The organism is Sorangium sp. So ce296 (assembly GCF_051529605.1).
Taxonomy (GTDB): domain Bacteria; phylum Myxococcota_A; class Polyangia; order Polyangiales; family Polyangiaceae; genus Sorangium; species Sorangium cellulosum_D.
Genome location: NZ_CP150325.1, coordinates 14,056,847 through 14,079,234, shown reverse-complemented (window position 1 = coordinate 14,079,234; position 22,388 = coordinate 14,056,847). Strand labels below are relative to the sequence as shown.

The following is a 22,388-nucleotide window of genomic DNA, read 5'->3' as shown; positions in this document are numbered from 1 at the left end:
CGACGGCGCCGCAGATCGCTCCCGCTCCCTTCTTCGCGCTGGTGTCGTCAACAAGAGAGATGAACTTATCACGGCTGTTTCGGCGTTCTCATCATGTCCAAAGGGGTTACCGAGGCGCGCAGACGACATGCGCCGAGCTGGCCAACGCGCGCCTCGACCTCCACGGCCGCCTGGCCGCGCAGCCCGGATGAAGGGCACGTTCGAGGACGCCGGGGCTGGGGGCCGCGCGTCACCGCCGCTCGTCGGGTGTGTCTCGCCTGCCACATCGCGCTCCGGCTTCCGCTGCCGACATGCCCCTTGCGCCCGCGGCACCACCATTGCTGAGTCGCGGGCCATGTCCGCCGCTTCGCGCCTCCGGTTCGCGCCCGCCGCCCTGGCGGCCATCGCCCTCAGCCTGGCGTGCGTTCAGGGCGCGCGCGCCCCCAACGTCCCGCCCCGCGGGACCCTGGCCCCCGGCGCGCTCGACCCCGGCGGAAGGCCCGCGGAAGGCCCCTTCGCGGTGGTGTTCGGCGCGCCCCGCGGGCAGACGACGAGCCCCGCCGAGATCAGCCTCGTCTTCAACCGGCCGATGCGGCCGCTCGACCTCGCCGGCGGCGAGGCCGCCGCGCCCGCGATCCTCAAGCCGCCCGCGCCGGGGCGCTGGCGCTGGGTCGGCACGAGCGGCCTCACGTTCGCCCCCGACGGGCACCTGCCGCGCGGCACCGCGTTCACCGTCGAGGTCCCGGCCGGCACGCGCGCGCTCGACGGCAGCGCGCTCGAGACGCCGTACGTGCTCTCTTTTCGCACCGAGCTGCCCAAGGTCGCGCGCGTCGAGCCGTGGTCGGGCAAGGACGACCTCCGGCCGGACGCTCGGTTCGAGCTCCGGTTCAACCAGCCGGTCGACACCGCCGAGGTCGCGCGGAGCGTGTCCCTCACGGCGGGCGGCCGCGCGGCCAAGGTGGCGTTCGACGTCCGGCGCCCCGACCCGAAGAACGAGCTGCTCGCCGAGGTCGTCCCGCGCGCGCCGCTGCCGCGCGACAGCGAGATCGAGCTCGCCGTGGCCGCGAGCCTCCGCGGCCGCGAAGGGCCGCTGCCGGCCGGCGAGGAGCAGCGGTTCTCGTACCGCACCTACGGGCCGCTCCGGGTGGTGCGCACCGACTGCGATCGCGACACGCCGCAGGGGGCGTGCGCGACCGAAGGCGGCTTCTCGCTCGCCTTCTCGAACCCCGTCCGCCTCGCCGACGCCAAGCGGGCGATCTCGGTGGAGCCCGCCGTCAAGCTGAGGTGGCCCGGGTGGCTGGAGGACGACGCGTTCACGAGCCACATCCACCTCGGCGGTGCCTTCGCGCCGGGGCGCAGCTACCAGGTGCGCGTCGCCGCCGGCCTGCGCGACGAGCACGGCCAGGCGCTCGCCGGCGCCGCCACCCGGGAGGTCGCGTTCGGCGACCGCTGGCCCGAGGCGCAGATCGGCCTCACCGGGAGCGTGTTCGAGCCGGCGCAGCGGCGCGAGATCCCGGTCGTGTCCGTGAACGTGCGCGAGCTGTCGCTCGCGGTCGGGGCCATGACCGAGGAGGCGGTGCTCGCGCTGGAGGCCGATCCGCACAGCCCGGGGCGGAGCCCCAAGATGGACGAGATCGCGGCGCTGCCCGCCGGCAAGCGGTCGGTCCTGCGCCCGGCCGCCGCGACGAACACGCCGTCGACGCACCTCGTGCGGGCCAGCGAGGTGCTGGGCGGCGAGGGAAAGCGCGGGCCGCTCGCGATCGGGATCAGCTACACCGCCCGGCCCGGCACGCGGCACGCGCGCGCCGCGTCCGAGGCGGTGATCGCGCAGGTGACCGACCTCGGGATCAGCGCGAAGGTGTCGCCGAACGGCTCGCTCGTGTGGGTGACGCGCCTGTCGACCGGCGCGCCGGTGCCCGGCGCCAACGTGTGGATCCGGACCCCGGACGCGCGGTCGCCCGCCGCGGTGGTCACCGACGCGGATGGGTTCGCGGTCGTCCCCGCGGCGGTGTACCGCCCGTCGGCCTCGTCGGGGCCGGAGCGCGGCGTGATCTTCGCGCGCTCGGGCGACGACTGGACGTACCGCCGCGTGGCCGACGCGCTCAGCGGGTGGCGGTTCGGCGCGCCGTCCGACTTCGGCGAGGCGCGCCCGTTCGGGATGGTGTTCTCGGATCGCGGCATCTACCGGCCGGGCGACACCGTGCGCGTGAAGGGGATCTTCCGCGAGGAGGCGGCGCGCGGGACGAGGACGCCGGCGGGCAGGCGCGTCGCGTTCAAGGTCGAGGGGCCCGACGGCGAGGCGCTCGTCACGCTGTCGCCGTCGCTCAGCGCCTTCGGCACCTTCTCGGCCGACGTGAAGATCCCGGAGACCGCGCGGCTCGGCACGTACAGCCTCGCCGCCACGGTCCAGGGGGGCGACGCGGGGTGGCCGGACGTGACCGGCAGCGTCGAGGTCGCCGAGTACCGCCCGGCCGAGTTCAAGGTGAGCGTCGAGAGCGACCGGCCGAGCTACGTGCGCGGCGACAAGGCGCGCTGGATCGCGCGCGGCGACTACCTGTTCGGGGCGCCGATGACCAACGCGGAGGCCCGGCTCTCGGTGACCCGCGCGCCGGCCGCGTTCTCGCCGCCGGGGATCGAGGGGTTCACGGTCCGCGAGGACGAGCTCACCGACGCGCTGCCGGACCGGGCCCCGCGCCAGTTCGAGGTGCAGAGCGGGCGCGAGAAGCTCGACGCGGCCGGGCAGGCGGCGATCGGCGCGGCGCTCGCCATGCCGGGGCAGCGCGGCACCGAGTCCGTGACGTGCGAGGCGGAGATCACGGACGTGTCGCGGCAGGCGATCGCCGGGAGCTCGACGGCGCTCGTGCACCCGGCCGAATTCTACGTCGCCCTCAAGGAGCCCGATCGCTTCGCGAAGGCGGGCGACGTGCTCCGGCCGGAGATCCTCGCCGTCGATCCGAAGGGGGCGCGCGTCGCGCAGGTCGCCGTCCGGGTCGAGCTCGTGCAGCGGACGTGGACCCTCGCCCGCGAGGAGAGCGGCAGCGCGTACCGCAGCGTGAGCGCGCCGGTCGACAAGGTCGTCGCGCGCTGCGGCGTCACGACGGCGGCGGCGCCGCGGAGCTGCGAGCTCACGGTGCCGTCCGGCGGCTACTACCTCCTGCACGCGACGGCCAAGGACCGCCGCGGCAACCCGGTCGGCGCCGCCGCCGGGGTCTACGCGCTGGGCGAGGGCGGCGGCGGCTTCGGCGACAGCGACCAGCTCCAGGTCGAGCTCGTGCCCGACCGCGACAGCTACGAGGTCGGGCAGACGGCGCGCGTGATCGTGAAGTCGCCGTTCGCGTCCGCCGACGCGCTGGTCACGGTCGAGCGCGCCGGGATCGCCTCGCACCGGCGGGTGAAGCTGTCGGGCGCCATGCCGGTGATCGACGTGCCGATCACCGACGACCTCCGGCCGAACGCGTTCGTCTCGGTGCTGCTCCTGCGCGGGCGCACGAAGCCGCCGCCCGCGCCCGGGAAGGGCGGGGCGCCGGGGCCCGACGTCGGCGCGCCGGCGTTCCGCCTCGGCTACGCGCCGCTGCGCGTGAACCCGGAGGCGCAGCGGCTCGCGGTGCGCGTCGTCCCGGACAAGGTGGACGCGCGCCCCGGCGATCCGATCCGCGTCGACGTCGACGTCCGCGATCGCGCCGGCCGGCCCGCCCGCGCGGAGGTCGCGCTCTACGCCGTGGACGAGGGCGTGCTGTCGCTGACCGGCTACGAGACGCCGGATCCGGTCCCCGTCTTCGGGGCGCCGCGCAGCCTGCGGGTGGCGACCGTCGAGACGCGCGAGGCGCTCGCCCGCGTGCGCAACCCGTTCGCCGACCTCGGCGCCGACAAGGGGCGCGCGGGCGGCGGCGGCGCGCAGGGCGGCACGGGCGTGCGCCGCGACTTCCGGCAGAGCGCGTACTACCACCCCGCGATCGTCACCGACGCCGCCGGGAAGGTGAGCGCGAGCTTCAAGCTGCCGGACTCGCTCACGACCTACCGGGTGATGGCGGTGGTGGCCGCCGAGGACGATCGCTTCGGCTACGGCGAGTCGCGCGTGACGGCGAGCCAGCCGCTCATGGCCCGGCCGGCGCTGCCCCGCTTCCTCCGCGCCGGCGACGCGATCGACGCGGGCGTGGTCGTCACCTCGAAGGGGCTCGGCAAGCCGGCGACGGTCGAGGTGGAGGTCGCCGCGTCGGGGCTCACGCTCCAGGGCGCCGGAAAGCGCGCCGTGGAGCTCGCCCCGGGCGCGTCGGCCGAGGTCCGCTTCGCGCTCTCGGCGCCGCGGGCCGGCCCGGCGACGCTGCGCTTCCGCGCGAGCGGCGGCGGCGCGTCGGACGTCGTCGAGGTGACCCGCGAGATCAGGGCGCCCATGTCGCCGGAGGCCGTCGCGCTCTACGGCGACACGACCACCGCGAGCGCGGAGAAGCTCGGGGATCTGTCGGCGATCCGCGACGACACCGGCGGGCTCACGGTGAGCCTCGCGCCGACGGCGCTCGTGGGCCTCGGCGGCGGCGTGGAGCAGCTCCTCGAGTACCCGTACGGGTGCACCGAGCAGCTGACGAGCCGCATGGTGCCGCTCCTGTCGCTGCGCGATCTCGCGAAGGCCTACGGGATCGCGCTGCCGAAGGACCTCACCGCCGTGATCGGCAAGACGGTGCGGGAGATCCTCTCGCACCAGCGCGGGGACGGGGGCTTCGGCTTCTTCGCCGAGTCGGACAGGGCCGACCTGTGGACCACCGCGTACGCGCTGTGGGGCCTCGGCGAGGCGAAGCGCCACGGGGTGGCGGTGCCGGCCGACGCGATGGAGCGCGCGACCTCGTTCGTGCGGGCGCGGCTCAACGAGGCCGGCGACGATCCGCTGCTCCGGGCGACGGCGCCGTTCATCCTCGACGTGCTCGCGGAGATCGGCGCCCCGGATCCGGGGCGCGCGAGCCGGCTGTTCGACGAGCGCGAGAAGCTGCCGCTCTTCTCGAAGGCGCTGCTCGCGCACGCGATGGTGCTCGGCAAGAGCGACCGGGCGGCCGTCGACCAGCTCGTGGGCGAGCTCGAGGGCGCGCTGCGCCTCGACGGCCCGATCGCGCGGGCCGTCCACAACCACGGCGACGCGTACGCGGTCCTCATGGACTCCGAGGCCCGCACCTCGGCGCTCGTGCTGCGCGCGCTGCTCGCGGCCCGCCCCGCGCACCCGCTCGCCGCGCGGCTCGCGGCCGGCCTGCTCGCGGATCGCCGCGGCGGCACGTGGCGCAGCACGCAGGAGACGGCGTGGGCGCTGATCGCGCTCGATGCGTACCGGAGGGCGCAGGAGAAGGCGGCGCCCGACTTCGAGGCGCGGGTGTTCCTTGGCCAGGCCGAGCTGTTCTCCGCGCCGTTCCACGGCCCCACGACCGAGCAGGTCAAGACGTCGATCCCCGCGGCGCGGCTCGCGAGCGCCGGCGGCGCGCCGCTCGCGTTCACCGTCGACGGGCGCGGCCGGCTCTTCTACGAGGCGCGGCTCCGCTACGCGCGCAAGCAGCTCCCGACGGCGGGGCTCGACCGCGGCTTCTATATCGAGAAGTCGCTGCGCGCGCTCGCGCCCGAGGACCTCGCCGCGGCGCTCGGCGGCGCGCCGCCCGGCGCCGCGGCGGGCGCGGCGCCCGCGTCGCTCGCCTTCGCCGGCGGCGACCTCGTGCTCGGCGAGATCCTCGTGGTGACGCCCTCGCCGCGCGACTTCGTGGTCATCGACGACCCGCTGCCGGCCGGCCTCGAGGCGATCGACGCCCGCCTCGCGACGTCCGCGCGCTCGCTCGACGTCGACGCGGCGGAGGCCCAGGCGGACGACGAGGGCGCCGACGCCGACGTCGACCAGGACGACCTGCGCGCGACCGGCCGCGCGTACGAGCCGAGCCGCTTCGTCCGCGAGGTCCGCGACGACCGGGTCCTGTTCTTCGTCGACCACATGGCCGCCGGGATGTACCGCTACCGGTACCTCGCGCGCGCCACGACGCTCGGGGCGTTCGTGGTCCCGCCCGCGCGCGCCGAGGAGATGTACAGCCCCGAGGTCTTCGGCCGGACGGGCGCCCTCGCGGTCAAGGTCGGCAGCCGGGACGCGGCGCCGCGCCCGCGCTGAGCCGTGGGCGCGCTCTCCTCGCCCGGATCCGGCCGCGCGCGGCGCTGGCTCGCGGCTGCCCGCCCGCGCCTGCCGCTCCTCCTGCGCCGCGCGGCGCGGGTCGCGCTCGTCCTCGCCGTCGCGCCGTGGCTCCTGCTCGCCGTCGCCGCGGCCCTCACGAAGCTCCCGCCGGAGCTCGCTGCTCCCGAGGAGCGCGCCGTCTCCACGGTGCTGCTCGACCGCCACGGCACGGTGCTCCGCGAGCTCCGCGCCGGCGACGGCGCCCGCGCCCGCTGGCTGCCGCTCGCCGAGGCCGGCGACCGCATCCAGCGCGCGCTCCTCGCCGCGGAGGACCGGCGGTTCGCGGTCCACCCCGGCGTCGACCCGCTCGCGATCGTGCGCGCGCTCGGCCAGCTCGCGGCGGAGCGGCGCGTCGTCTCGGGCGCGTCCACGATCACGCAGCAGCTCTCGCGCGCGCTCGTGCCGCGCCCCCGCACCGTGCGCGGCAAGCTCGGCGAGATGGCGCTCGCGCTGCGCATCGAGGCGTCGCTCTCGAAGCGCGAGATCCTCGAGCAGTACCTGAACCGCGTCGCGTTCGGCCCGGGCCTGCGCGGCGTCGAGGCCGCGAGCCGTTTCTACTTCGACAAGCCCACCGCGGACCTGTCGCTCGCCGAGGCCGCCGCGCTCGCCAGCATGCCGCGCGGCCCCGCGCTCTACGATCCGCGCCGCGGCGCCGGCCCGCTCGAGCGCCGCCGGAACCGCGTCCTCGACCGCATGCTCGCGGCCGGCCTCGCCGGCGAGGCCGAGGTCGCCCGCGCCCGCGCCGAGCCGATCGCGCTCGCCCCGAAGGGCAGCGGCCTCGGCGCGCCGCACCTCGTCCGCGCCGTGCTCGGCGGCGTGCTGGGCCCGGGCGCCGGCGCCGAGGCGGGCGGCGCCGGCGCGGCGCCGCTGCGCGGCCGGGCGAGCTCGATCACCCTGACGATCGACCGGGGCCTCCAGCGTGAGATCGAGGTCCTCGCGCAGCAGACCGTCCGCGGCCTCTCGGACCGCGACGTCGGCGCCGCGGCCGTGGTGGTGCTCGAGAACGCGACCGGCGAGATCCTCGCGTACGTCGGCTCGCACGACATCGAGGACGCGGCCGGGCTCGGCCACAACGATGGCGTCCTCGCGCTGCGCCAGCCCGGCTCCGCCCTCAAGCCGTTCGTCTACGAGCTCGCCATGGAGCAGCTCGGGTTCACGGCCGCGACCGTCCTGCCCGACGTCGAGCTCTCGTTCCCGACGGCGGACGGCAGCTACGCGCCGCGCAACTACGACGGGCGCTTCCACGGCCCGGTTCGTCTGCGGGACGCGCTCGCCAGCTCGTACAACGTCCCGGCGGTCTGGACGGCGGCCGCGCTCGGCCCCGAGCGCGTCCTCGCGCGGCTCCGCGAGCTCGGCCTCGGTTCGCTCGATCGCGAGCCGTCGCGCTACGGCGTCGCGATCGCGCTCGGCGACGGCGAGGTCCGCCTCCTCGATCTCGCGAACGCCTACGCCACGCTCGCGCGCGGCGGCGTCTACCTGCCGGTGCGCGCCGTGCGCGCGCTCGCGCTCGCGTCGCCCGCGGGCGGCCCGGTCTCCGACGTGGCGCCCGCGCGCGGCGCGCGCGTCCTCGACGCCGCGCGCGCCCGGGTGATCGTCGACATCCTCGCCGACGACAAGGCGCGCATCGCCTCGTTCGGCGAGGGCAGCGCGCTCGACCTGCCGTTCCCCGTGGCCGCGAAGACGGGCACCTCCAAGGGGTTCCGCGACAACCTCGCGGTCGGCTTCACGCCCGACGTCACGGTCGCCGTCTGGGTCGGCAACTTCGACGGCGCGCCCATGGGCGGCGTCAGCGGCATCACCGGCGCGGGCCCGCTCTTCCGCGACGCCATGCTCGCCGCCGCGCGCGTCCGGCCGCCGCGCCCCTTCGATCCGCCCGATCCCGAGCACCTCGTCGAGGCCGAGGTCTGCAGCCTGTCCGGCATGAAGCCGACCGCCGTCTGCCCGCACCGCCGCCGGGAGCTCCTCCCGCGCGCCGACGCCGCGGTGCTCGCGCCGTGCGACATGCACGAGGCCGTGCGCGTCGATCGCAGGAACGGCCTGCGCGCCGGCGCCTGCCCGGACGCCGCGGTCGAGGAGCGCGTCTTCGAGCGCTACGACGCGGAGCTCACCGCCTGGGCGCGCGCCGCCGGCCGCCCCATCGCGCCCGAGGAGGCTTCACCCCTCTGCGGCCCGCTCCCCGGGGGTGACGGCGTCCCTCCGGCCGGCGCGCGCGTCCGCGTCGCGTACCCGCCCGACGGCGCCCGGTTCGTCCTCGACCCCTCGGTCAACTCGCAGCAGGCCATCCGGCTCCGCGCCGACGTCCCGCCGGGCGTGCGCCGCGCGCGCTTCGTGCTCGACGGCCGCCCGATCGAGGTCGGCCCGCCGTTCTCGCTCGACTGGCCGCTCGTCGCCGGCGCGCACCGGCTCCGCGTCGAGGCGGACGGCGCGTCCGCCGGCGAGGAGATCGCGTTCTCGGTGGAGTGAGCGGCGGGCGAGGGGAGGATGGCGTGGGTCGGGGTCCAGCCGAGGTCGCGGTGCTCCTCCTCCACGAACTGGAACGAGCGCTGCCGGCCGCTGCCTGGGGCAGAGGTCCTCGTTCCCCTCCGTGCGGAGCGTGAGGTCTTCGTGGGGTCGCTGGACGCTGGTTCTGCGCTTCGCTAGCTCTACGAGCGGAAGGGATCGGTCGATGGAAGAAGAGAGGCGCACGCCGCCTTCCCTGGAGGCGCGGGTCACCGAGGTCCTCGAGGCTTGTGATTACGAAGTTCAGCAAGCGGTCGGGCTCGAACAGGGGGTGATCGACTGGTTTGCCACGCCTCGCAGCGGCTTCATCCGCCCTCGCACCTATTTCCGAGTGCTCCCTCGCTCTCCCGAAGACCTGAACGAGACGCTCACCGAGCTCGAGTCGGCTCGCGTGGCACGGAAAGCCGATCGCGCGGTCGCGATCGTGATGAGCGAACGACTGCCCAGTGGTTACGCCCCGGATCTCGTGGGGCGAACCAGCAACGTGCTGACCTTCCGGCGCTGGCTGCTGGAAATCTCCGGAATCGCCGAGCATGCCAGGCAACGGGCGCAGCCCAGCAAGCAGGAGCGGCGGGGGCAGACGTACCTGCCCAGGCGCGGGCGGCTCGCCGACGGCGCGGTGGTGCCGCTGGAGCCCTTCATCGAGGCATGGACGGATCGGCCGGACCGACCGGTGCTCGTCATCGAGGGACCACCGGGCTCCGGAAAGCAAGCCGCGTTGGATCATGCGATCGATCGCGCGGCCGTTCGCTTCTCGCACGATCCGGAGCAGGCCACCCTGCTCGTAGATATTCCGTATATGTCCCTCCCCTCCGTCATGCAGCTCGTGCTCGATGCGGGCGCAGCCGTGCCGGTGATCACGCGCACCCCATTCCTGAGAGCCGCGCCGATGCAAGAGGAGCGCTGGCGATGGCGATGTCTGCTGGCGGCGAGCGAGGCCGACACGCTCGGTTTGCCTCCACCGGGGATAGGCGTCGTCCGCATCGCTCTCGTGCCGCCGTCGTCCGAAGAAATTACCTCGTGGTACCGTGAACGCGTGGGCTCACAGGAGCCCGCTGGTCAGCTTGCGCGCGCCCGCGCTGAAAACGACAGCTTTTGCTCCCTGTCGGACGCATTGCCAAACCTGGGGAGCATCGTGTCCGCCGTCAAGAGCATCGAACTTGCGGACCGACCTGCGTCGATCGACGCATGGATCGCTTCCGTCGTCGTTGCCTATGTGGATGCCGTGAAGCTTGAGGAACGACCGCTCCCGCCTTCGAGGATGGAAGGGGAGGATGCGCTGTCGCGGCACCTCGAAGACGTTGCTCTCGAGCAGTTCGCCATGGGGCTGCGTCGATCGGGTCGGATTCCGGTGCCCCAGGTGCTCTGGAGGAGAGATGCGCAGGACTCGCTGCTGACATGGTTTGATGTCACCCAGGTCGAGCTCAAGAACCTATTGCTGCGCGACTACTACATCGCTCGGAAGATCGCTCGCGAGGTGAGCGCCGGCAACTCCGAGATTCTGCTTCGATATCAGTTTCCGTCGTTCGTGTTTCTGTTCCTAGCGCTGGTGGCCCCCGAGATCTCCGCGCAGGTGACTCAGGGCCGAGTCGCTCAGCTCGACGAGAAAATCCGGAGCGAGGTGGAGCGGAAGCTGCAGCTGACCTTCGCGCACCTGCTCAACCGCCCGGTCGGCATGGTGCGCGCGCGCCTCCGCGAGATCCGCGATGGCATCGACAGGGAGCGGGCGACCGCCCTGGCCCGGTCCTTCGAGCAGATCGAGGAGGAGCTGCGCTTCATCCAGAGCCTCGCGGACCGCACTCGACTCTGGGAGACCGCGCCCGACGAACCCATCGAGGAGGTCGCCGTGCGGCCTGTGATCGAGGAGCTCGGAAGGGAGCTCAACGCGCGCCACCCGGCCGTGACGCTCGTCATCGACGTCGAGTCGTCGGTCCGCGTCCGCGCGATGCGCGACGCGCTACGCGAGGTGATGCAGTGCCTGATGGAGAACGCCTTCCACGCCACCATGATGCGCACGGATGACCGAGCGTCGTGCGTCACGGCAGTCACCCGCCAGATCGGCTCGGTGATCCGCATCGAGATCCGCGACACGGGATGCGGCGTGCCTCCCGAGGATCGGCAGCGCATTTTCGAGCCGCTCGTCACGACGAAGAAGGGCGGGGCAGGGAAGCCGCGCGGCACCGGCCTCGGGCTGCCCATCGCCCGGCGCTACGCCGAGCACATGCACGGGCAGGTGGGGCTCGATGAGACGGCGTCCGAGACGTGCTTCTATGTGGACCTCGTGGCATGGACGGAGGGCGAATGAGCGGCAGGCAAGCCAAGCGGGTCCTCATCGTGGAGGACGACGAGACGAACGCCGAGGCGGCGGTCGAGTGGCTGCGGGAGCAGCACTACCAGGTCGAGCGAGCTTCGGCCGTGGAGGACGGACTCGCCGTCGCCGAGCGCTTCCAGCCCGACGTCGTCGTGCTCGACTTGCAGATCCCATCGAGACCAGGACGGGCGGACGAGCACACCGACAACGGCTTTCACGTGCTGGACGCGCTCCTCCGTGCCGAGCCGTTCCGACCGGTCGTGGTCGCGACCGCCCACAGCCGGAACCGCGAGCTGATGCGTCAGGTGATGCAGCGCAACCGTGGCGGTCACTTCCTGTTCAAGGATGACCAGGACCTCCGCGCGGCGGTGCTCCGCGCCGTCGCGGTGGCGGTGGAGAGCCCTGCCTATGTCGCGCACAGCACGGTGCGAGCCTTCGAGGAGCTGATCGCGCGGAACCCCCGGGAGGAGGAGATCCGGATCTTTCTCCGAAAGAGCTGGCGCGTCCTCCTCGGACCTCGCTACCGGGAATGCCACTCTCCGTACGAGGTCGATCGCGGCGTCAAGGTGGATCTGCTCTTCGTCCGGCACGACGGCTTCCCCGACATCTGGGAGCTGAAGCGCCCGGATCAGCAGGTCTTCAAGGAGTACGGCGACCGGCTGCACCACAGCGAGGAGTGCGCGCGGGCCGTCGGGCAGGTCATGGAGTACATCGACCTCGCCGAGAAGCAGACCGGAGGGCAGGTGAGCTACGAGGTTCGCAAGAACGTGCGCGTGTCGTTGCACCGGCCGCGCGGCTTCGTGGTCATCGGCAGGACCGGAAGCCAAAGGGAGCGGGACCGCTTGGCCCTCGACAACAGCTTCATGGCGGGCATCACCTTGATGACCTACGACGATCTGATCGAGGAAGCGCGGGAGGTGCTGGTGTTCCTGCGCGACTACCGCAACGGCGGGGAGGCGCCCTCCGTGTGAGCGTGGCCTCCCCGCGCGGGCGGCCGGCGAGCGCGCCGCCGCCCTCCGCCCGCGGCGCGCGTCAGCCGAAGATCGGCAGGTCCTCTTCCTCGGAGAGCGGGAACCGCTGCGCGAGCGGGTCGTCCGCGACCTTCGCGAGCTTGCGCAGCGCCTTGTGGATGTGCCCCGGCTTGATCCGCACGCCGCCCTCCCTGGGCTCGAGCGTCACCGGATCGACCTCGAGCGGGTTGTGCCGCTCGTCCGTCGCGCCGATCACCCGGTTCCCCGGGATGCCCGCGCCGACCATCATCATGCTCGTGATGTTCCAGTGATCCTTGCCGTTGCCCTCGTTGTAGCCCGGCGTCCGCCCGAAGTCCGAGCCCACCACGATGACGATCCGGTCGGCGATGCCCTGCTCCTCCGCGGCGGTCAGGAGGAAGTCGACCCCGTCGCAGATGTCGGTGAGCCGCGGGATGTGGTTGTCGTCGTGGTTGCCGTGGGTGTCGAACCCGCCGATCGACAGGTTCGCGCTGACGCAGATGCCGGCCTGGTAGGCCGCGAGCGCGACCTGCGCCTGCCGTCGCAGCGACGCCCGCTCGAACTCCGCGGGCAGGAACTGGATGAGCTGCTTGAGCTCGTTCTGCCCGACGCGCGAGGTGAAGAGCGTGCTCATCGCCTGCTTCACGTGGGGCAGGCGCTGCTGCTCGAGCTTCGCCATGTGCCGCGCCTGCCGCGCCTCGAGGATCCGCGTCATCGTGGCGTCGGTGTGGTACTGCTCGCGGTTCTCGCTGTTCGACGGATCGGTCCTGTTCGGGTAGGCGAGCCGCTGCAGGAGGCCGGTGTCGGGCACGCGGGTGACGGCCACGACGTTCGCCGTCGTGTCGTAGCCGCCGTTGCTGATGAACCCCATCGGCAGCGCGCCGCCGTGGACGCCGGCCACGAGCGCCGCGAAGCCCGGCTTGCCCTCGCGGAGCGTCCCGGACCACGTGTTGCGCACGCCCGCGTCATGGCTGTTCGTCGACGTGTCGATGCCGTTGACGATGAGCAGCCGGCTGTAATGCTTCTTGAAGAAATCGGCGTTGCCGCCGACCGGCGCGAACTTGATGTTGCCGGCGGTCCCGATCTCTTCGCGCAGGTAGCTGCGGTTCATCGCGTCCCGCGTCTTCTGCTCCTCGACGCTCGCCGCGCCCTTCGGATCGCAGAGGCTCGTCGGGTCCCAGCCGCCGCTCGCGTGGATGTTGATCCAGAGGGGGCCCTCGTAGGGGCCGGCCGCCGCGGCGTCCCGCGACAGCGCGCCCGCCGCGACGACGCCCAGGCCCGCCATAGATGCCAGTTTGAGGAAGTCTCGACGTTCCATGGCTGCTCCTACTGGTAAAGAAACCTGAAGTCCGACAGGAGATAGGTCATGACGCTCATCCACGCGCGGACCGTGTAGTTCTCGTCCCGCTGGAGCTTCTCCTCGTCGGGCAGACCGTCGCGGGTCCAGTAGTCGTTGTTCACCTGGCAGGGGCCCGGCAGCCACGTCGAGAGCCGGCCCTCCTCGCCCTCCGGCTTCTTCATGCCCGCCTTGCCCTCCTCCCACGTCTCGACGAAGAGCTTGTAGGTCCGCTCGATCTCCGGATCTCCGATCTCGAGCGACTCGCCCAGCACCCGCTTGTGCAGGTACTGGATGTTCTTCTTGATCGCCTCGACCGCCGGCAGCACGTCGAAATCGTTCGTGTCCCGCGGCTCGAACGTCGTCTCGACGAACGGGAAGAGCAGCCGCTCCTCCTGCGGGAGCCAGAGATCGCGCGGCACGGAGATGCACGCCATCTCGTTCGCCATCCGGTCGGCGACGTTGGCCATGATCCCGTTCGGCTCGGTGATCCGCTGGATCACCTCCTCCGAGTCGATGCCGCCGTACAGCAGGCGGTAGGCGTCGCGCCGGAGCAGGTAGTCATAGCGGTTGCCGTCGTCCTCGAACGCCCTCGGCCGCCACGGATACCCGGTCACCGCCCAGATCTTCCGGTGCAGCTGCTCGGGCCCGAGGAACCGCGTGCCGCCGAGCTGCGCGAGCGGATCGCCCTGGGACGACGCCTGCGCGACGTTGCGCGCGCGGAAATAGGGGCTCTTGACGATGGCCTTGACGACCGTCTTCAGGTTGTAATCGCTGTCGGCGAAGTCGTGCGCCATCGCGTTGAACGCGTGGTACTGGGCGAGGTACGCCCGGAACTTGGCGCTGAACTCCGGATCGTCGTTCGTCGGCGCGACGAGCGGCTTTTGCCCGGTGAGGCCCGTGTACATCGTGTAGACGGCCGCGAGCGCGAAGCGCGGGTCGTCGGCGACGCGCTGCGCCACCCACGAGAGCGCGCTCGGGAACTCGCTGAACGGCACCGACTCGGCGCCGAAGCCCGGCGGCCGCATGTCCTCGTACCAGGTGTCGTCCGCCTTGTAGCGGCCCGAGGAGTCGAAGCTGTGGAACCCGCCGGACAGCGGGTCCAGGGCGGCGTGGCACACGGTGCACGCCGCGTTGTTCATCGTCGGGTTGAAGTCGGTGATCTTCGTCTGATCGAGCGGCTGCTCGGCGGTCTTCAGGATGTCGGTGCCGAGGAAGAACTGATAGACCATCCTCGCCCGGTGGCGGTTTCGGTTGGTGCTCGTCGTCGGGTGCCTGTTGAGGAAGACCGGCGAGGTGAGCACGCCCGCGAGCGGGATCGGGTCGCGCTTCACCGGGACGAACTCCTCCGGATCCGCGTCGTTCTGGAACTCGGCCGTCACGCCGTACGCCTTCGCGGAGAACGGGTTCACGACCGTGTAATCGGCCGTGAGGACCTCCTTGAACGACCGGTCGTTGCGCACGATGTAGGCGATGAGCTCGAGCGGCTCCCGCCCGACGCCCCGGTTCGTCCAGCTCTTCACCTTGTTGATGGCGTCCTCCAGGTCGCGCGCGCCGTATTTCTCGACCAGCGCGGGATCCTGCGGGAGGCTGTTGTACCACTTGGCGTCGTACGCGTCGCTCTTCAGCAGATCGACGGCCGCCTCGCCGTTCAGGTAGCGGTCGGTGAGGAAGAGATCGTTGTAGATCTCCTTCAGCCTCACGTAAAACGCCTCCTCCGTGAGCATCTGGTCCAGGATCGGGTCCAGCGCGTCCATGCCGCTCTGCGCGACGGCCTGCGCCTCGGCCTCGGTGGGCAGGCGGCCGGCGATCTCGAGGGCCGCGGAGCGGAGCGTGTCCTCCGGCCCGCTCATCACCACGCCGGCGAAGGAGGCGTTGACGTCCGTCTCGCAGGACGACGGCTCCTTCGTGCGGTCGACCATCTCCCGGAGCGCCTCGTAGTCGGCGCCGTCCGCGTCGATGACGTGGCCGCCGCCGTGGTCGACCTTCTTCGTCGGCTTGAGGAGCACGTACGACTCGCCGCTCAGCTCGAGCCCGGCGAGCGATTTGAACGTCGCGAGGTTCTTGTCGAGGAAGCCCGCCTCGCTGCTCCCGGCGAGGATCAGCTTCGATTTCGCGGCCTGCCCCTGCGGGTTATGGCAGCCGATGCACTTCGTCGAGAGGATGGGGACCCACACCTTCTCGGCGAAGAACTGCGCGTCGGAGATACACGGGCCGCCGGCGTCGCCGGTGCAGCCGCTCGACCCGGCCGCGAGCGCGCCCGCGCCCGCGGTGAGCCCGAGGAGCCCCAGGGCCGTCGCGGCGCGCTTCCGGAGGTACCATCCTGTTCTCGGCATAAGCATCCTCGCCGGGGGCGCCTGCGCGCGCCCCCGCGTTGAAGGGACCAGGGGTGCGGACCCCCGGAGCCTCGTTGATCGACAACCTGTCGAAGCAGCCAAGGTGGGCTGTCGTTCAACGACGCCCGATGGAGCGGACTGGACAATCGTCCGCTTCATCTCCTGCGTAGCCCCGTAGTCTAACCCCTCTAGGGGTTCTCCCGCCATGCGCTCCGTACATCGCTTGATGTGAATTTTTTCCTGATATCTCTCGTGATTGTGAAGTTTTTTGACGCGACGCTGCGGCTCCTCCGGAATGCGCGTACCCGGTGCGCCCAGGTAGGCGCGGCCATGTGGTGGCGGGGTCGTACGTGGATGTGGTCAAGTCCGGGGAAATCGAATAACCGTTGGATATGAGCTCGACGAGGGATGCGACCCGCGCTCGCGCGGTGCAGTGGTTCGTTCGCGGCGGCACGCTGCGGGCGGCTGGCCGGGATCCGGTCAAGATCGGCATCGCGCCGGTCGTGGTGGGGCGCGATCCCAGCTGCGATGTGGTCGTCGACGATCCGGAGGTCAGCTCGACGCATTGCGAGCTGCGTGCCGAGGGGCCCGGCGTCCTCGTCCGCGACCTCGGCAGCAAGAATGGGACGTTCGTGTCGACGGTGCGCATCCGCGAGGCGATCCTGACGGCCGCGTGCGCCATCCAGGTCGGCGGCTCGGTGCTGGGCTTCGAGCCGCTCGACAAGGAGCGCGTCGACGTCGGCTTCGACGAGAGCTTCGGCCCGCTGATCGGCGCCTCGCCGCGGATGCGCCACCTGTTCCGCCTGCTGCGCGAGGTGGCCGCGACGGAGCTGTCGCTGCTCATCACCGGCGAGACCGGCACGGGCAAGGAGCTCGCGGCGCAGGCGATCCACGACAGCTCGAGCCGGCGCGGCGGTCCGTTCGTCGTCGTCGACTGCGCCTCGCTGCCCGGCGCGCTGGCGGAGAGCTTCCTGTTCGGGCACGAGCGGGACGCCTTCCCGGGGGCGACCGAGCGCAAGGGCGGCGCCTTCCACGAGGCGAACGGCGGGACGATCTTCCTCGATGAGCTCGGCGAGCTGCCGCCCGAGCTCCAGCCGAAGCTGCTCCGCGTGCTGTCCGAGCGGAAGCTCAAGCGCGTCGGGTCGCGGGTCTACGAGCCCGTCGACGTGCGGATCATCGCGGCGACGCGGCGCGATCTCGGCCGCAGCATGAACACCGGGCGCTTCCGGAGCGATCTCTTCTTCCGGATCGCCCAGATGCGCATCGAGCTGCCGCCGCTGCGAGAGCGGCGCGAGGACATCCCGCTGCTCGTCGAGAGCGTCTGCGCGCGCCTCGGCTGCCCGGAGCGCTCGGTGGAGATGGTCAATCTCATCACCACGACGCTGGGCCAGCACGATTTCCCGGGCAATGTCCGCGAGCTCATGAACGTCACCAGCGTGGCCGCGAGCCTGCCGCCGGGGGCCGAGGCGATCGCGGCGATCCTCCCGCTCGAGGGCGGCGGCGACGTCGTCGCGCCGACGTCGGCCTTCGGCGAGGCGAAGCGGAGCGCCGTGGCGGCGTTCGAGCAGCGCTACTTCAGCGAGCTGATCCGCGCCACGGGCGGCAACGTCAGCGAGATGGCGCGCCGCGCCGGCATGGAGCGCCACCACGTGCGGATGTTCTTGAGGAAGCACGGCCTGACCGCGAAGCCGTGAGACAGCGCACGTCTTCCGGCTGCGGCCTCTCTGTTCTTTCCTAGAGCGGTTTTCAGCTGCGGCTGAACCACCGTGCGTCGGTTCTCGTCCCCGTCTTCCGTCTTCCGTCTCCCGTCTCCCGTCTCCCGTCTTCCGTCTCCCGTCTTCCGTCTTCCGTCTTCCGTCTTCCGTCTTCCGTGCTCGTCCCTCGTGCGCGTGCGCGTGCGCGATTCCCCGGCGTCAGCGCGCACGCGCACGCGCACGCAGACGGTCACGGAGACGAGAGACGGGGACGAGAGACGGGGACGAGAGACGGGGACGAGAGACGGGGACGAGAGACGGGGACGAGAGACGGAGACGAGAGACGGGGACGAGAGACGGAGACGGAGACGAGAGGACGGAGACGAGAACCAACGCACGGAAGACGCCTGCATCGAACCCGAGCGAAACCCGCTCTAAGCGCCGCCCGCGCCGCCCGTCCCGGGGGCCCCGCCGCTGCCGCCGGCCCCGCCGCTCCCGGCCGGGCCGCCGCCCTCGCCGCTGCCGCTGGTGCCGGCCGGGCCGCCGCCCGCGCCGCCGCCGCCGCCCTCGCCGCCGCCGGTCGTGGCCGCGGTGGTCGTGGCCGGGGCGCCGCCGCAGCGCTCCGCGGAGCGGCAATCGGCGCAGGAGCACCCCTCGAAATACGGCGCGCACGAGCCGTTGTCCGTGCAATGGTCCGTGCACCGCGGCGTGTCCGTGCAATCGGGGCAGGTGCAATCCTCGTTGGCGTTGCACCCCATGGCGCTGTTGCACCCGCGCGACGGGCTGCACTCCGCGACGCTGTTGGCGCAGTCCTGGCAGGTGCAATCCTCGCCGTCCGGAGCGTCGGGCCGCAGATCGCAGGCGCCGTCGTCCTTGCAGAAGCCGAGGCAGCTCGCCGAATCCGCGCAATCGGGGCAGCCGCAGTCCTCGGAGACCTGGGCGAGGATCGTGCACCGCCCGTCCGGGCTGCCGCCGAAGCAGCCGAAGCCGAGCGAGCCGCCGGCGCCGGCGACCGTCGCCGCCGCGGCCGTCGAGGTCGCGTCGGCCGCCGGGCTGCTCGAGCAGCCGCCGCTCGCGGCGAGCCCGACGACGATGGAGGAGGTGAGGAGGGCAAGAAAGGCACGCATGCCCGACAGCATCTCTCCCGGGAGCGCGTCACGTCAACACCGCGCGTCGAGAGGCGCGCTCAGCGGAATGCCACGCTCGCGTCCGCCGTCTTCGCGCGCACGACGGCGCGCTCGCGCACCAGGAAGTCGCGCACGGCCGCGTCGAGGCGCGGGTGCGCGAGGTGGTGGGCGCTGTGGGTGATCCTCGGCGCGAACCCGCGTACGAGCTTGTGCGACCCGCCCGCGCCCGGCTCGAAGCGGCGCAGTCCGCGGGCGATGCAGTCCTCGACCGGGTGGTAGTAGCAGACGTTGAAATGCAGGAACGGGCGCTCCTCCGAGGCGCCCCAGTAACGGCCATAGAGGGTCGTCGGCCCGGCGAGGTTGAACGCGCCCGCGATGGGCCGTTTGCCGTCGCGCGCGAGGACGACCTCGACGCCGCCCTCGCCCCCGGCGCGCTCCCCGGACGAGCGGAGCCGGGCCGTGATCTCCTCGAAGAAGGCGCGGTTCAGGTACTGCCGGCCCCAGGCGAACTTCTCCACCGTGGAGACGTAGTAGCCGAACATCACGTCCACGATCTCGGGCGTGATGTCCGCGCCGCGCAGCGTCTCGATCGACAGGCCCTGCTTCGCGACCTCGCGCATCTCGCGCCGGATCTGGTGCCGCCGCTTCGCGTTGAAGCGCGCGAGGAAGTCGTCGAGCGACCCGTACCCCTCGTTCTCGAACTGGAACTGGATGCCGCAGCGGTGGGCCATCGCCGCCTCCGACAGGGCGGCGGCCTCGTCCTCGGTCGGGAACAGGACGTGGGCGCCCGAGATGCGGCTCCGCGCCACCAGCGCGCGGAGCGTCTCGGCGAGCACCGCGAGGAGCGCCGGGCGATCCTCGGGCCGGCGCACGAGCAGGCGCGGCGTCGTGGCGGGCGTGAACGGCACCGCCACGACGAGCTTCGGGTAGTACGGCGCGCCGAGCTGGTGGGACGCCGACGCCCAGCCGTGATCGAAGACGAACTCCCCCTCGCTGTTGTCCTTCAGGTACGCGGGCGCGGCGGCGAGCAGGACCCCCTCGGCCCGGAGCGTGATGTGGTGCGGCAGCCAGCCCGCCTCCTCGCCCACGCACCCCGTCCGCTCGAGCGCGTCGAACCACGCCCACGAGAGGAACGGCGCCTCGCTCGCGCCGTGGAGCGCGTTCCACTCGCTCTCCGGGATCTCGCGGATGGTGCCGTGGACGTGCGCTTCAAGCTCCATGGCCGATCATAGCAGCGCGCGCAGCGCTGCCCGTCCGGCCTCCGACGAGATCCTGGATCGCTCGCGCGCCCGCGCGCGCCACGAGCTCCGACAGCCCGCGCGCGATCGCGGCGGGGAGGAGGGGACCGCCGTAGACGAAGCCCGTGTAGAGCTGCACGAGGTCGGCGCCCGCCTCGATCTGGTCCATCGCGTGCTCCGCCGACTCGACGCCGCCGGCGCCGATCACCGTGACGCCGCCCCCGAGGCGCGCGCGGATCCGCCGCACCATCGCGAGCGAGCGCTGCCGCAAGGGCGGGCCGCTGAGCCCGCCGGCGCCCATCGCCTCGACGGCGGCCGGGCTCGTCGCGAGCCCGTCGCGGCGCACGGTCGTGTTCGTCGCGATGACGCCGGCGAGGCCGACCTCCTCCACGACGGCGAGCAGCGCCTCGAGCTCCTCGTCGCCGAGGTCCGGGGCGACCTTGACGAGCAGCGGCAGCGGCCTCCCGCCGCCGCGGTTCTCCCGCATGATCGCCGAGAGGAGCGCCCGCGCGATCGCCGGCCCCTGCATGGCCCGGAGGTCCTTCGTGTTCGGCGACGAGACGTTGATCACGACGAAGTCGGCCGCGCGCCGCACCTCCCGGAAGCTCGCGAGGTAGTCCTCGATCGCGGGCTCGATCGGATCGAGCGGCGCGACGCGGGACTTGCCGATCGACATGCCGACGGGCACGCCGACCGCCGCGGCGCCGCCGCGGCCCAAGAGCCGCTCGGTGACGCGCGCCGCGCCCTGGTTCGGGAAGCCGAGCCGGTTGATGAGCGCCCGGTCGGCCGGCAGGCGGAAGAGGTTCGGCGGCGGGTTCTCGGCCTGGGGCTGCGCCGTGACGGTCCCGAGCTCGACGAAGCCGAAGCCCAGGGCGGCGAGCGCGCGGGCCCGGCGGGCGTCCTTGTCGAAGCCGCCGGCCACGCCGAGCGGGGAGGGGAAGTCGAGCCCCATGGCGCGCACCGCGATGCGCCCGTCCCGGGGCGCGAGGCGGGCGCGCACGAGGGCGCGGAGCGGGGCGGCGTGCTCGAGCGGCGCGAGCGCGAGCATGCCGAGCTCGTGCGCCAGGCGGGGCGGCAGCGCGAAGAGGAGCGGTCGGACGAGGCGGTACATCGGGGCGCGTCTCCGTTGCGGCGCGGGGCCGGAGGGTCCGGCGCGGCGCGGCGGTGGGCGATACCATGACGCAAAGGCCGCGTGGGTCGCCATGTCGGCGCGAGGGCGCCGGGCGGGGCGCGCGGAGGCTCTGCTAGACTCGGCGCCCCCACCTCATGACGACCCCCGAGATCCTCGATCGCCCAGGCGATCCCAAGCCTTCGACCGACCTTGGCGAGCGCTTCGCGAAGAGCGCCGACGAGATGTCGGCGCTGCGCGAGCGCGGCGCCCTGGCCGCGCGCGACCTCTGCGCCTTCATCGATCGCTCTCCGACGCCCTACCACGCCGTCCGCGAGGTCGCCTCGCGGCTCGCGGCGGCGGGCTTCTCGGAGCTCGGGGAGCGCGACGCGTGGGCGATCGCGCCGGGCGATCGCCGCTACGTCATCCGGGGCGGGTCGACGATCGTCGCGTTCGTCGCCGGGGCCGAGCACCCGGCGGTCGGCGGCTTCCGCATCATCGGCGCGCACACCGACTCGCCGAACCTCCGGGTGAAGCCGAGCGCCGAGCTCTCGCGGAGCGGCTACCAGCAGCTCGGGGTCGAGGTCTACGGCGGCGTGCTGTACTCGACCTGGCTCGATCGCGACCTCAGCGTGGCCGGCCGCGTCCACATCCGCAGGGACGGCCGGGTCGAGCGCCACCTCGTCGACCTCGGCCGCCCCGTCGCGCGCGTCCCGAACCTCGCGATCCACCTGAACCGCGGGGTCAACTCCGAGGGGCTCGTGCTGAACGCGCAGAAGCACCTCGCCCCCGTGATCGGCCTCGGCCGCGAGGCCGACCTGAGCGCCCTGCTCGCGCGCGCGGTCGACGCGCCGCGCGACGCCGTCCTCGGCTTCGATCTCTGCCTGTACGACACGCTCAAGGCGTCGATCGGCGGGCTCGCCGACGAGTTCATCTTCGCATCGCGCCTGGACAACCTCGCGAGCTGCCACGCCGCGACGGCCGCGCTGATCGGCGCGGGCGCTCCCGGCGCGGCGACGCGGGTCATCGCGCTCTACGACCACGAGGAGTGCGGCAGCCGGAGCGCGGTGGGCGCGGCGGGCAGCGTGCTGCGCGACGTGCTCGCGCGGATCGTCGACACGTACCCGGCGCGCGAGCCGCAGGCGTTCGCCCGGGCGATGGCGGGCTCGCTGCTCGTCTCGGCGGACATGGCCCACGCGGTGCACCCGAACTACGCGGACCAGCACGAGCCGCGCCACGCCCCGCAGGTCAACCGCGGGCTCGTGATCAAGTCGAACGCGAACCAGTCCTACGCGACCGACGGCGCGACGGCGGCGGAGCTCGAGGCGCTCTGCCACGACGCGGGCTACGCCCCGCAGCGCTTCGTCGTGCGCAGCGACCTCCCGTGCGGCAGCACGATCGGCCCGATCACCGCGGCCGCGCTCGGCATCGCCACGGTCGACGTCGGCGCGCCGATGCTGAGCATGCACTCCTGCCGCGAGATGGCCGGCACGCTCGACGTGCACCTCGCCATCGAGACCTACCGCCGCGCCCTGACCTGATCATTCCCAGATCCGCGCCACGCCGCATCCCAGCGCCGCCCGA

At 72.8% G+C, this 22,388-nt stretch carries 11 protein-coding genes and 1 pseudogene; 7 read left to right on the top strand and 5 right to left on the bottom strand.

What is annotated here, in order from left to right; all coding sequences use genetic code 11:
* Positions 1 to 334 precede the first annotated feature (334 nt).
* The 4 genes from WME98_RS51915 (at position 335) to WME98_RS51900 (ending at position 11,947) form a co-directional block, all read left to right on the top strand.
* Positions 335 to 6,106 (top strand): Ig-like domain-containing protein, encoded by a 5,772-nt coding sequence (locus tag WME98_RS51915; protein WP_437948993.1) that lies wholly within the window; start codon positions 335 to 337, stop codon positions 6,104 to 6,106.
* Positions 6,107 to 6,109: 3 nt separating this feature from the next.
* Positions 6,110 to 8,629, top strand: coding sequence for a penicillin-binding protein 1C (gene pbpC / locus WME98_RS51910; protein ID WP_437948992.1), 2,520 nt, complete (start codon positions 6,110 to 6,112; stop codon positions 8,627 to 8,629).
* A gap of 202 nt (positions 8,630 to 8,831) precedes the next feature.
* The gene (locus tag WME98_RS51905; RefSeq protein WP_437948991.1) at positions 8,832 to 10,970 is read left to right on the top strand and encodes a sensor histidine kinase; all 2,139 of its coding nucleotides are present in this window, start codon (positions 8,832 to 8,834) and stop codon (positions 10,968 to 10,970) included.
* Positions 10,967 to 11,947, top strand: coding sequence for a Shedu anti-phage system protein SduA domain-containing protein (locus tag WME98_RS51900; RefSeq protein WP_437948990.1), 981 nt, complete (start codon positions 10,967 to 10,969; stop codon positions 11,945 to 11,947). The genes WME98_RS51905 and WME98_RS51900 overlap by 4 nt, the downstream gene beginning before the upstream one ends.
* Positions 11,948 to 12,008: 61 nt before the next feature.
* On the opposite strand, the gene WME98_RS51895 is transcribed toward WME98_RS51900, so the two are convergent.
* Together WME98_RS51895 and WME98_RS51890 are read right to left on the bottom strand one after the other, a co-directional pair.
* Positions 12,009 to 13,283: a DUF1501 domain-containing protein gene (locus tag WME98_RS51895; protein ID WP_437948989.1), complete on the bottom strand. Its 1,275-nt coding sequence runs from the start codon at positions 13,281 to 13,283 to the stop codon at positions 12,009 to 12,011.
* Between the two features lie 8 nt (positions 13,284 to 13,291).
* Positions 13,292 to 15,637 carry a DUF1588 domain-containing protein gene (locus WME98_RS51890; RefSeq protein WP_437948988.1) on the bottom strand — a complete coding sequence of 782 codons (2,346 nt, stop codon included), beginning with the start codon at positions 15,635 to 15,637 and terminating at the stop codon, positions 13,292 to 13,294.
* A gap of 392 nt (positions 15,638 to 16,029) precedes the next feature.
* Between WME98_RS51890 and WME98_RS51885 the strand changes: the two genes are divergently transcribed.
* Positions 16,030 to 17,331 (top strand): sigma 54-interacting transcriptional regulator, encoded by a 1,302-nt coding sequence (locus tag WME98_RS51885; protein ID WP_020737266.1) that lies wholly within the window; start codon positions 16,030 to 16,032, stop codon positions 17,329 to 17,331.
* A gap of 77 nt (positions 17,332 to 17,408) precedes the next feature.
* A pseudogene (locus WME98_RS51880) lies at positions 17,409 to 17,510 on the top strand (hypothetical protein); the annotation flags it as partial.
* 255 nt (positions 17,511 to 17,765) lie between these two features.
* On the opposite strand, the gene WME98_RS51875 reads toward WME98_RS51880, so the two are convergent.
* The 3 genes from WME98_RS51875 to WME98_RS51865 are packed head-to-tail and all read right to left on the bottom strand — an operon-like array spanning position 17,766 to position 20,807.
* Positions 17,766 to 18,458, bottom strand: coding sequence for a hypothetical protein (locus WME98_RS51875; protein WP_437948987.1), 693 nt, complete (start codon positions 18,456 to 18,458; stop codon positions 17,766 to 17,768).
* Positions 18,459 to 18,517: 59 nt separating this feature from the next.
* On the bottom strand, positions 18,518 to 19,678 hold the full coding sequence (locus WME98_RS51870; protein ID WP_437948986.1) for a GNAT family N-acetyltransferase: 1,161 nt from the start codon (positions 19,676 to 19,678) through the stop codon (positions 18,518 to 18,520).
* Positions 19,668 to 20,807, bottom strand: coding sequence for a quinone-dependent dihydroorotate dehydrogenase (locus WME98_RS51865; protein WP_437948985.1), 1,140 nt, complete (start codon positions 20,805 to 20,807; stop codon positions 19,668 to 19,670). The genes WME98_RS51870 and WME98_RS51865 overlap by 11 nt, the downstream gene beginning before the upstream one ends.
* Before the next feature lie 242 nt (positions 20,808 to 21,049).
* Here WME98_RS51865 and WME98_RS51860 point away from each other — a divergent pair, with 242 nt between their 5' ends.
* Entirely contained in the window at positions 21,050 to 22,345 is a 1,296-nt protein-coding gene (locus WME98_RS51860; protein ID WP_437954139.1) for a M18 family aminopeptidase, read from the top strand.
* Positions 22,346 to 22,388 lie beyond the last annotated feature (43 nt).